This window comes from Bacillus sp. FSL M7-0558, from assembly GCF_038003245.1.
GTDB classification, from domain to species: Bacteria; Bacillota; Bacilli; order Bacillales; family Bacillaceae; genus Bacillus; species Bacillus pumilus.
The window spans coordinates 1502724-1513632 of record NZ_JBBOOU010000001.1; the positions used below are offsets into that span (position 1 = coordinate 1502724).

At 41.5% G+C, this 10909-nt stretch carries 15 protein-coding genes; all 15 read left to right on the forward strand.

Annotated features, from left to right (window positions below):
- The first annotated feature begins 50 nt into the window (after window positions 1-50).
- The 15 genes from sigG (at window position 51) to MHB79_RS07535 (ending at window position 10901) form a co-directional block, all read left to right on the forward strand.
- Entirely contained in the window at window positions 51-830 is a 780-nt protein-coding gene (gene sigG / locus MHB79_RS07465; RefSeq protein WP_003211879.1) for an RNA polymerase sporulation sigma factor SigG, read from the forward strand.
- Between the two features lie 151 nt (window positions 831-981).
- Window positions 982-1920, forward strand: coding sequence for a sugar-binding transcriptional regulator (locus tag MHB79_RS07470; protein ID WP_050945093.1), 939 nt, complete (start codon window positions 982-984; stop codon window positions 1918-1920).
- A 243-nt stretch (window positions 1921-2163) separates the two neighbouring features.
- Window positions 2164-3408, forward strand: coding sequence for an NAD(P)H-dependent oxidoreductase (locus MHB79_RS07475; RefSeq protein ID WP_003212501.1), 1245 nt, complete (start codon window positions 2164-2166; stop codon window positions 3406-3408).
- A gap of 12 nt (window positions 3409-3420) precedes the next feature.
- Window positions 3421-3852, forward strand: coding sequence for a transcriptional regulator GutM (locus tag MHB79_RS07480; RefSeq protein WP_003212289.1), 432 nt, complete (start codon window positions 3421-3423; stop codon window positions 3850-3852).
- Window positions 3853-3870: 18 nt separating this feature from the next.
- Window positions 3871-4401 (forward strand): PTS glucitol/sorbitol transporter subunit IIC, encoded by a 531-nt coding sequence (gene srlA, locus MHB79_RS07485; RefSeq protein ID WP_003210918.1) that lies wholly within the window; start codon window positions 3871-3873, stop codon window positions 4399-4401.
- 13 nt (window positions 4402-4414) lie between these two features.
- On the forward strand, window positions 4415-5425 hold the full coding sequence (gene srlE / locus MHB79_RS07490; protein WP_050945092.1) for a PTS glucitol/sorbitol transporter subunit IIB: 1011 nt from the start codon (window positions 4415-4417) through the stop codon (window positions 5423-5425).
- Between the two features lie 26 nt (window positions 5426-5451).
- Entirely contained in the window at window positions 5452-5808 is a 357-nt protein-coding gene (locus tag MHB79_RS07495; RefSeq protein WP_007499733.1) for a PTS glucitol/sorbitol transporter subunit IIA, read from the forward strand.
- A 129-nt stretch (window positions 5809-5937) separates the two neighbouring features.
- Complete coding sequence (locus tag MHB79_RS07500) at window positions 5938-6714, forward strand: ABC transporter ATP-binding protein (RefSeq protein ID WP_034620040.1); 777 nt, start codon at window positions 5938-5940, stop codon at window positions 6712-6714.
- Window positions 6715-6793: 79 nt separating this feature from the next.
- Entirely contained in the window at window positions 6794-7030 is a 237-nt protein-coding gene (locus MHB79_RS07505) for a YlmC/YmxH family sporulation protein (protein ID WP_340989421.1), read from the forward strand.
- 212 nt (window positions 7031-7242) lie between these two features.
- Window positions 7243-8106: a peptidoglycan editing factor PgeF gene (pgeF, locus tag MHB79_RS07510; protein WP_212045841.1), complete on the forward strand. Its 864-nt coding sequence runs from the start codon at window positions 7243-7245 to the stop codon at window positions 8104-8106.
- 6 nt (window positions 8107-8112) lie between these two features.
- A complete protein-coding gene (locus tag MHB79_RS07515; RefSeq protein ID WP_106028978.1) occupies window positions 8113-8802 on the forward strand; it encodes a YggS family pyridoxal phosphate-dependent enzyme in 690 nt (229 codons plus the stop codon).
- 1 nt (window position 8803) lies between these two features.
- Window positions 8804-9262: a cell division protein SepF gene (gene sepF / locus MHB79_RS07520; protein WP_003212271.1), complete on the forward strand. Its 459-nt coding sequence runs from the start codon at window positions 8804-8806 to the stop codon at window positions 9260-9262.
- A 6-nt stretch (window positions 9263-9268) separates the two neighbouring features.
- Entirely contained in the window at window positions 9269-9550 is a 282-nt protein-coding gene (locus tag MHB79_RS07525) for a YggT family protein (RefSeq protein WP_340989423.1), read from the forward strand.
- Window positions 9551-9603: 53 nt separating this feature from the next.
- Window positions 9604-10380, forward strand: a complete 777-nt coding sequence (locus MHB79_RS07530) for a YlmH family RNA-binding protein (protein WP_212045842.1) — start codon at window positions 9604-9606, stop codon at window positions 10378-10380.
- A gap of 26 nt (window positions 10381-10406) precedes the next feature.
- Window positions 10407-10901 (forward strand): DivIVA domain-containing protein, encoded by a 495-nt coding sequence (locus MHB79_RS07535; RefSeq protein ID WP_003211323.1) that lies wholly within the window; start codon window positions 10407-10409, stop codon window positions 10899-10901.
- Window positions 10902-10909: the final 8 nt, after the last annotated feature.

Consider the following 10909-nt stretch of genomic DNA (forward strand, 5'->3'; position numbering starts at 1 on the left):
CCAAGGAGATACTGAACTTTGTACAACAGCTCCTGTAGGGAGGGAAAAAAGTGTCCAGAAATAAAGTGGAAATCTGCGGAGTCGACACCTCCAAGTTGCCTGTTCTGAAAAACGACGAGATGAGAAAATTGTTCAGACAGCTGCAAGATGAGGGTGACGATACAGCAAGAGAAAAGCTAGTCAATGGCAATTTACGGTTGGTTTTAAGTGTGATTCAGCGTTTTAACAACAGAGGCGAATATGTCGACGATCTCTTCCAAGTAGGCTGTATCGGATTAATGAAATCAATTGATAATTTTGATTTAAGCCACAATGTCAGATTTTCAACTTATGCGGTTCCTATGATCATAGGAGAAATCCGTCGATACTTGCGTGATAACAACCCGATTCGGGTGTCTCGCTCGCTAAGAGATATTGCCTATAAGGCACTTCAGGTCCGTGAGAGGCTGATTAGTGAGACAAGCAAGGAGCCAACAGCAGAAGACATTGCCAAAGTGCTGGAAGTGCCTCATGAGGAAATTGTCTTTGCCCTAGATGCAATTCAAGATCCTGTATCTTTGTTTGAACCGATCTATAATGACGGAGGAGATCCGATTTATGTGATGGATCAAATTAGTGATGAACGGAACAAAGACACACAATGGGTGGAAGAATTGGCCTTAAAAGAGGGCATGCGTAGGTTGAACGACAGGGAAAAAATGATTCTTCGCAAACGCTTCTTCCAGGGCAAAACGCAAATGGAAGTTGCCGAAGAGATCGGGATTTCTCAAGCACAAGTCTCTAGGCTTGAAAAAGCAGCCATCAAACAAATGAATAAAAACATCTTTTAAAGCCGCCGCTTCATGTGCGGCTTTTTTCATTCTTATGAGAGAACACTCCTCTAGTATTGACTCTGTTATTTTTTTCATTTAATCTGTTTTTAACAAATGTTATTTTAGATAGCATTTGTTAGGGAACACTTAAGCGGAAAGAAGGGTTATTATGACATTCCATGATGAAAGAAGGCTGCTCATTAAGGTTGCGCATATGTATTATGAAGAAGGCGCCACTCAATCTAACATTGCAGAAGCGGTTGGGGTTAGCCGTTCGCTCATATCGAAATATTTGGCAAAAGCACGAGAAGCAGGAATCGTGGAAATCATTATTCATGATGAAGTCAACCAACAGTATGGATCGTTAGAAAGAAAAATAGAACGTAAATATGGGCTCCGAGAAGTCGTCTGTGTGGAAACACTCAGCAAAGACACAACCAAAAGCCGAATCGGTGCCGCGGCGGCAAGCTTTTTATTAAAAGTGATGAAGGATGGACAAGTTATTGGGTTTTCCTCTGGGACAACGCTGCATGAGATGGCGAAAGCGGTTACGTCTGTTCAGCACTATCCATCCGTGACATTTGTTCCGCTTGTCGGAGGTGTGGGAAATGAAGATGTCGATATCCACGCCAACTATATTATTGCGAGATGCACAGAGGCGCTCAAATCTAAATGTGAGTTTTTACATGTACCTGTCATGCTTGATACGAAAGAAGCGAAAGATGTACTGATCCGGCAGCCGTCAATCAAAAAAGTGATTGAACTAGGAGAATCATCAAATATCGCGGTTGTCGGAATTGGTGGTGTTCCGCAGCATTCAACGATGGTGAAATCTTATATGACAAGCGGTGAAGAAGACATCCTTCAAGCAAAGGATGTAGCAGGTGACATTTGCTATAACTTTATTGATCATCAAGGGGAAGTATATCCCCACCCATGGAACGACCGGGTGATGGGCATAAGCCCCCAAAAGCTAAAAGAAATTCCACTTGTCATAGGTGTCGCTGGTGGCGAAGAAAAAATTGAAGCAATTCGAGCGGCATTAGCAGGTGGATTAATTCATGTATTAATTACTGATGAACGAACTGGAGATGCCTTATTAAAGTAACTACCTAATATCATTAGGTAGTTTTTTTGAGTCTTTAGACTCAAAAAGATTGAAAATTTTATCGATTTTATCTTGACACAAAGTTGACACATCATATAAACTAAGTTCATAACAAATGATAAACAAAATAACAAATGTTACAAGAAACAGATTTTTGTTAATTTTTATAACATTTGTTAAAAGTTTCAGATTATATTTCTAGCAATCTATTGAGAAGCAAGAAAACCTGAAAGGATGATTTAGATGTCAATCTATCAACAATTGTTAGCTCGAGAACGCAGTGGAGATCCAATCAAAGTAGGGATTATTGGAGCAGGCCAAATGGGCTTTGGACTCATTTCACAAATTTCTAAAATTCCAGGCATGATTGTTGCTGGTGTTTGTGATATTCACCTTAGTGCAGCAGAGAAGGCAGCGAATTTTTACAAGCAGCATGCAAAGCCGCATCAAATGGTTGTCACAAATGATTACAGAGAAGTGATTCAATCAGATTCCGTAGAAGTTGTCGTAGATGCAACAGGTGTCCCAGAGGTCGGAGCAAACATTTCTTTGGAAGCGCTTAATTCAAAAAAACATCTCGTTCTTTTAAATGTAGAAGTTGATATTACCATCGGGTTGGTCATGCATAAGTTATTCACAAATGCAGGACTTGTTTACTCAGGATCAGCTGGAGACGAACCAGCAGCAACACTAGAATTATATGAATTTGCGAAAACAATGGGTCTTGAGGTACTCGTTGCTGGGAAAGGAAAGAACAACCCATTCTTCCCAGAAGCAAATCCAGATACGTGTCAAGCAGAAGCAGATAGTAAACATATGAGTTCACATATGCTGGCTGCATTCCAGGACGGAACAAAAACAATGGCGGAAATGAACTTGTTAAGTAACGCGACTGGGCTTCTGCCAGATAAAGTCGGTATGCACGGAGTCGAAGCCAATTTAGAAAATGTAGCAGATAAATTGAATCAAAAACAGCAAGGCGGCGTGCTCGACAACTTCGGAGTCGTTGAATATGTAAATGGACTTGCACCAGGTGTATTTGTCATCGTGAAGAGTGATCTTGAGCCAGTAGATGAAGAGCTGCGCTACTTAAAAGTTGGAAAAGGCCCACACTACACACTTTACCGTCCTTTCCACTTAGCGAGTCTTGAAACACCTGTTACCATCGCAAAAGCGGTCTTACAGCATGATTCATCCATTCACCCAATTGGTGTACCAGTATCAGAAACAGTCGCTGTGGCAAAAAGAGATATTAAAGCTGGAGAATCACTTGACGGGATTGGCGGATACTCTGTAAGAGGTGTTCTTGAAACACATCAAGACATGAAAACGAACGGCCACATTCCAATTGGTTTAATTAGCGGAAAAGTCGTAGCGAAAAAAGACATCAAATTAGGACAATTCCTGACTCATGATGATGTAGAGCTTGATTCAAACACAACGGTCTGGAAGCTGCGATCATTACAAGATCATTTATTTCAATCATAAGGACGTGAAGCTGTGGAAAAATTAGCGATCGTACTTTGTATCATTCTCATTGTGCAGTACGGGTTATCTTTTATTCAAATCAAGTACTACCGCAAGAGCATGGATTCACTTATTGATGATTACAGAGGGAAGCAGGGCTATCACTTATTTTCAGGAATGGAGCGGCGCAAAGTTGGCCCTGGAGCCATTGCGCTCATCATTGTAGATGAATCGTATATCATTCAAAAATGCCATGTGCTTGGCGGTGTGTCGATCTTATCTAAATTTAAAGAAGTCCCTTCATATGAAGGAAAGCATGTAGGGGCTGTGTTAGACGAGCACCATATGATGAAGCAGACGTTGAAAAAACGCAAAAAGGGGCCAGCTGTCATGCACGCACTTTCCATGGCGGCTGAACAGGCACTTGTCTCGATTTCGAAAAAAAATATAACAAATGTGAACTAAAGAAAGGGGAGATGAAACATGGAATGGATTCAATGGTTTGGAGAGCACTTTATCGGAATGTTTGAAGCCGGCGGAAAGCAATTCATGGGTCTTGTTACAGGTATCGTTCCAACGCTTGTTGTGTTACTTACTTTCACTTATGCTGTCATGAAGTTTATTGGAGAAGAGCGAGTGAATAGAGCGATTCAGTTTGCTGCGAAATATACCATTTTGCGCTACACGTTAATGCCGATCTTATCCGTTCTTATTTTGACAAACCCGATGGCTTATACGTTTGGCCGCTTCTTACCCGAAAAACAAAAACCAGCATTCTATGATTCAGCTGTTTCATTTGTTCATCCGGTGACATCACTGTTTCCGTATGCCAACGCAGGAGAACTGTTTGTCTACTTAGGGATTGCGAACGGTATTAAAGAAGCAGGATACTCAATGTCAGAGCTTGCTGTTCGGTACTTCTTAGTCGGGATCGTCGTCATTTTACTTCGCGGTATTATTACTGAATGGATTACAAAGTACTTAGCAGGAAAAATGAAAGCGAATTCACAATAGGGGAGGGTTAGACATGACAAACCACAAAGTATTTGTTGCAAAAGGTGCTGGCGGATGGGGAGAAGGCTTGGAGCTTGAACCAACCGGTAAAAAAAGAAAGGTTGTTTCCATTACAGGGGGAGGCATTCACCCAGTTGCACGTAAAATTGCAGAAATGACAGGGACAGAAGCATGTGACGGCTTTAAAAACTCGATACCAGAAGATGAAATGATGTGTGTTGTCATTGACTGCGGAGGAACCGCACGAATCGGACTTTATCCAATGAAGCGCATTCCAACTGTAGACGTTTTGGCATCCTCTCCTTCTGGACCGCTTGCAAAACATATTACAGAGGATATCTTCGTATCTGGCGTCACAGAAAAAGATATTTCCTTTGCGGATGCATCAAGTGGTGAGGAAAAAGTAGAAGGTCAGGAAAACAGTGAGCCGATTGACAAGGAGAATTTCAAAGAAACCTATTCAAAACTGAAAGAGGAAAATCTCGAGCGTCAGGAAAAAGGTAATTTCCTGATGAGGTTCTCAAGAGGAATTGGGAAAGTTACCGGTACGTTCTACCAGGCTGGTCGTGATTCCGTTGATATGCTTTTGAAAAACATTATTCCATTCATGGCATTTGTCAGTATGTTAATTGGAATTATCAATTATACAAAAATTGGTGACTTGATTGCCCATTTTCTATCACCATTGGCAGGATCTATATGGGGACTCTTACTGCTCGTTGTGGTCTGTACATTGCCATTCCTATCACCTGTCTTAGGACCTGGTGCAGTCATTGCACAAGTAATCGGTGTTCTCATTGGTAGTCAAATTGCACTAGGAAATATCCCGCCTCAATTTGCACTTCCTGCACTATTTGCCATCAACGGTCAAGTAGGGTGTGATTTCATTCCAGTGGGTCTGTCACTTGGTGAAGCGAAGCCGGAAACGGTACAATATGGAGTACCAGCTGTTTTGTATAGCCGTCTCATTACAGGGGTTCTATCTGTTGTGATCGCATACGCTGCCAGCTTCGGTATGTATTAAACGTATTAAAGGAGGAATCGATATACATGGTCACACAATCTGTCGTAAAAGAAATCGGGATCTTAGTCCCGCAATTTAAAGAAGATAAGCTGATTGTTTTATTTGGACCCGCAGCGCCGCAGGAATTAAGAGATATGTCCGTCATTCATGAGTTCGAACATTTAGAAGAAGAGCCGTTGAAACTGGGCGGTACCATTCAAGTGGGCGATCAAACGTACACGATCACAGCCCTCGGCAATAAAGCAAATGACAACTTTAAAGAACTCGGCCATATTTCGATCTACTTCCAAGAGCCGTTTGATGATGTATTACCGGGAGCTGTCTTTGCATCCCCGCACACGTTTCCTGATATAAAAGAAGGCGTACGTATTGAAATTTCGTAGCTATGAAGAAAAGCTGTTCCGTAGAAGGAGCAGCTTTTTTATGTGAGGTTTACCAGAAAGAGCAATTGCGATATGCTGTAAACATTCATTATTTGTTTATTCAGAATTTTTACTCAGGGGGAAATGATGGTGTCACTTGAATTGAAGAATGTTTCATTAAAACGAAATGGAAAATGGCTGCTTCAGTCTGTTGACTGGCATGTGAACAAAGAGGAGCACTGGGTGCTTTACGGTTTAAATGGTGCGGGGAAAACCGCTTTATTAAATATGCTCTGCTCATATTATTTCCCTACATCAGGTGAGATGACCGTGCTGGGACATATCTTTGGCAAGGAGGCTCTTGGCGAAAAGCTCAGGAAGAAAATTGGCCTCATTTCTGCGGGACTTGAAAAGAAACTGCACAGAGACGACAATGCATTTGAAATTGTTCTCAGCGGGGCATTTGCCTCTATCGGGCTTTATGAAACCCCGACAGATGAGATAAGGGAGAAAGCCATTGATCTATTAAAAGCATTTGGTTCGTTCAAATATGCAAACCGGACATATGAAACACTCTCGCAAGGAGAAAAGCAGAAAGTCCTGATTGCGAGGGCTTTAATGAATGATCCCAAGCTCCTGATTTTAGATGAGCCTGTGACAGGTCTTGATTTTTTAGCAAGAGAACAGGTGCTGGAGACCATCTCATTCATTGCTTCAAAGCCTGATGCGCCTACTTTGCTTTACACGACCCATCATGCAGAAGAGATTTTGCCTGTTTTTCAGCACACCTTATTATTAAAAGATGGGACTGTTTTTGATCAAGGGAAAACAAAAGAGATGATGACAAGCGACTTGCTTTCTTCCTTCTTTGAATGTCCGGTAGATGTGATGTGGAGAAATGGCCGTCCTCATTTAAGTAAATTGTAGATAAAAGAAACTATTGGTCTGCGTCCCTGCTTTTCCATCATACATATTATAGTAGAAAACGAAAGGCGGGGAAGGACAGATGATCAGTATTTCTGAATTCCAAATCAAGGATGTTGTCGATGTGTCCAGCGGAAAAAAACTAGGCACCATTGGGGACATTGATATCAATGTTACGAGTGGTAAAATACAAGCAATCATTATCGGCGGTACAGGTAAAATGATGGGATTTTTCGGAAAAAAAGAGGAAATGATTGTCCCGTGGCGAAATATAGTAAAAATTGGCGAAGATGTGATACTTGTCCGATTGTCTTCTTAAAATTCGTATAACTCCTCAATGAATCATTTAATGATCCTTAACATAAGCTCTCCATTCTCAGCAAACAATGTCTTTTTCGGGTAAAAAGATTACGTTTTCATATCAATTTGCAAAAAAACCTGTAGAAAGGGCACATTTGAGTGTAATATTTAATGAATCCCACTAACTGTCTACGCATGTCTTGTGGTAAAATAGGAGCGATATAAAGAGAGATGAATGAAAGGTGGGAGGCAGCTTTGACACACAATTATGACCCCTTTCAGCAGAAATCACCTTATGCAATGATGATTCATGATTGGACGAACATGACATGTTCTGGTAAAGAGGTATTAGCCGGATTTACGACAAAAAATGGCGGCTTCAGCCTTTCTCCATATCAATCATTGAACACTGGACTCCATGTAGGAGATGATGCTTCTAGTGTCCAAATGAATCGTCAAGTCATAGCAGATGCTACTGCTGTGCCGCTCTCTGATTGGGTGTTTGCAGACCAAACACACGAGGACCGCATCAAGAAAGTCACCAAGGAGCAAAGAGGAAGAGGAAGTCTTCATTATCATGAGGCACTGCCTGGAACAGACGGCTTATATACGTCTGAACCGAACATCATGCTCGCTCTTTGTTTCGCCGATTGTGTTCCGCTTTATTTTCTAGCTCCGCAACATGGCCTCATCGGAACAGCCCATGCCGGATGGAAAGGAACCGTCAAACAAATTGGTGCAAAAATGGTAGATCTATGGGTCAACCAAGAAGGTGTTAAGACCGATCAAATACAAGTCGTCATTGGACCATCCATTGGCAGCTGTTGCTACATAGTTGATGATGTGGTCTTGAATCAAGTGAAACAGCTTCCCTTTTCTACAGAGGATGTGTATTCCGAGATATCACAAGGACAATATAAATTAGACTTAAAAACATTAAACAAAAACGTATTGCTACATGCAGGGATGAAGGAAGAAAACATACATGTCAGTTCGATGTGCACAAGCTGCAATGATCAGCTATTCTTCTCACACCGGCGTGATCAAGGAAAAACAGGACGTATGATGTCTTTTGTCGGGTTTAAGGAGGCATAAGAGCAATTGAATGTACGAGAGAATCTCAGACAAATAAATGAACAAATAAACGAAGCATGTAAAAGAGCCGGCCGGAACCCAGACGATATATCAGTCGTCGCTGTCACAAAATATGTCTCAATTGAACGAGCACAAGAAGCCAAGGAAGCAGGAATTTTGCATTTTGGTGAAAATCGTGACCAAGGGTTACTTGAAAAACAAGCGGCTATAACCGATGAAAGCATTAGCTGGCACTTCATCGGCAGTTTACAAACACGAAAAGTAAAATCTGTCATTCAGAGCATTGACTACTTACATTCGCTCGACAGGATCTCTCTTGCGAATGAAATTGAAAAAAGAGCAGATCACACGGTTCGCTGTTTTGTACAGGTGAACACATCGCTGGAGGAGTCAAAACATGGCTTACAAAGTGAAGACGTGATCCCATTTGTCAAGCAGCTCGCTGATTTCAAACACATTGAAATTGCTGGACTGATGACGATGGCTCCATTTACAGATGATCACACTGTGATACGAAACTGCTTTAAAACATTAAAAAACCTTCAAGAAGAAGTAAAACATCTTAACCAAGTAAATGCACCTTGTCAGCATTTATCGATGGGCATGTCAAATGATTTTGAAATCGCAATTGAAGAAGGTGCGACATTCGTTCGGATTGGCTCTTCACTTGTTGGAAATGAAACAGGAGGTGCGTGACATGAGCATAAAAAATAAGTTTAAAAGCTTTTTCACTCTCGACGATGAAGAGTATGAGTACGAATATATTGATGAAGAAAGAGAACCAGTCCAAGAAGAAAAAGGAACAAAGGACAAAGCGGCATTTCAAGAGCGTCCGCAGACAGGAAAACAAAATGTCGTCAGCTTGCAAAGCGTGCAGAAATCCTCTAAAGTGGTGTTAAGTGAGCCGCGTGTTTATGCAGAAGCGCAGGAGATTGCAGACCATATTAAAAACAGACGTGCAGTCGTCGTCAATTTGCAGCGCATTCAGCACGATCAAGCAAAGCGAATCATCGACTTCTTAAGCGGCACTGTATATGCAATCGGTGGAGATATCCAGCGTATTGGCTCGAATATATTCCTCTGTACACCTGATAATGTAGATGTATCTGGCACAATATCAGAACTTTTGACAGAGGAAGAACCTCAGAGGTGGTAAATCATAGTGATTCTAAATTACATTTTCCAGCTTTTACAGACTGTATTAACGATTTACTCATTCGCGATTATTATTTACATCTTTATGTCATGGGTGCCATCAGCAAGAGAAACAGCAATTGGGCGTTTTCTGACAAATATTTGCGAACCATATTTAGAACCATTTCGTAAAATTATTCCGGCAATTGGCATGATTGACATCTCGCCAATTGTGGCATTGCTTGTGATTCGTTTTGCATCAACATATGGACTAACTGGTCTTTACAATATGATTGCACGCTTCATGTAGACAGGCTGCCGGGCTTGGCGCTGCCAGGCTCTTTTACATAAGAGGGGAACAAAATGAGCGATATTTATCAACATTTTAGAAAAGATGAACAGCCATTTGTCGACCAAGTGTTAGGCTGGAAAAAAATCGCACTCGACCAGTATCGAATGAAATTAACAGACTTTCTTGATCCGCGTGAGCAGTTTATTACCGAGTCCGTCATCCAGCATGCTGATGAGCTTGGGATCATGTTTTTTGGCGGTTATGAGGGAGCGGAGCGCAAAAGAGCGCTCATTTATCCTGAATATTTACAACCGGCTACTCAGGATGCTGAGCTCTCTTATTTTCAGGTGAACTATGCGAAAAAGTTTATTTCGTTAGAACACCCGAAGCTCCTTGGTTCACTGATTGGGACAGGCTTGAAGCGTCAAAAATTTGGAGATTTGTTATTTTCAGAGGAAGATGTGCAGTTTATTTGTACGAGTGATGTCGCCGATTTTGTTCGGGCGCAGCTGACGCATGTCGGCAGAGCCTCCGTTTCATTAGAGGAAATCACGCAGGCAGATTTAAAGCCGGTTAAGAGCAAGACTGACATCAAAGAAGATACGATTTCTTCACTGCGGCTTGATGCGGTATGTGCTGCAATCAGCCGTCAGTCTCGGCAAAAAGCACAGCTTTTGGTCAAAAATGGGCTTGTCAAAGTTAACTGGAAAGTCACTGAGGACCCTTCCTTTACAATCGGCGAAGGCGATCAGCTCTCTGTTAGGGGATTCGGCCGCTTTAGCCTCAAAACGATTGATGGGAAGACCAAAAAAGATAAATTTAAAGTAACATTTGAGCTTCTGACATAACGAACTTGAATCTGGAGGTGGCGAGGTTGCCATTAACACCTAATGATATTCATAATAAAACGTTCACAAAAAGCTTTCGCGGCTATGACGAAGATGAAGTAAACGAGTTTTTAAGCCAAGTACGTAAAGATTACGAAATCGTGCTTCGCAAAAAGAATGAACTCGAAGAAAAAGTAAACGAGCTTGACGAAAGATTAGGTCATTTTGCAACAATTGAAGAGACATTAAACAAATCAATTCTTGTGGCGCAGGAAGCAGCAGAAGACGTCAAACGTCATTCTGATAAAGAAGCGAAATTGATCATTCGTGAAGCGGAGAAAAATGCCGATCGTATTATTAACGAAGCGCTATCTAAATCAAGAAAGATTGCGATGGAAATCGAAGAGCTGAAGAAGCAGTCGAAGGTCTTTAGAACTCGCTTCCAAATGCTCATCGAAGCTCAGCTTGATCTTCTAAAAAATGACGATTGGGATCATTTACTGGAATATGAAGTTGACGCTGTCTTTGACGAAAAAGAATAAGCGCATCA

Coding starts and splice junctions, on each gene's coding strand:
- MHB79_RS07470 (WP_050945093.1), top strand. CDS start 982: ATGACATTCCATGATGAAAGAAGGCTGCTCATTAAGGTTGCGCATATG.
- MHB79_RS07475 (WP_003212501.1), top strand. CDS start 2,164: ATGTCAATCTATCAACAATTGTTAGCTCGAGAACGCAGTGGAGATCCA.
- srlA (WP_003210918.1), top strand. CDS start 3,871: ATGGAATGGATTCAATGGTTTGGAGAGCACTTTATCGGAATGTTTGAA.
- srlE (WP_050945092.1), top strand. CDS start 4,415: ATGACAAACCACAAAGTATTTGTTGCAAAAGGTGCTGGCGGATGGGGA.
- MHB79_RS07495 (WP_007499733.1), top strand. CDS start 5,452: ATGGTCACACAATCTGTCGTAAAAGAAATCGGGATCTTAGTCCCGCAA.
- MHB79_RS07505 (WP_340989421.1), top strand. CDS start 6,794: ATGATCAGTATTTCTGAATTCCAAATCAAGGATGTTGTCGATGTGTCC.
- pgeF (WP_212045841.1), top strand. CDS start 7,243: ATGAATGAAAGGTGGGAGGCAGCTTTGACACACAATTATGACCCCTTT.
- sepF (WP_003212271.1), top strand. CDS start 8,804: ATGAGCATAAAAAATAAGTTTAAAAGCTTTTTCACTCTCGACGATGAA.
- MHB79_RS07530 (WP_212045842.1), top strand. CDS start 9,604: ATGAGCGATATTTATCAACATTTTAGAAAAGATGAACAGCCATTTGTC.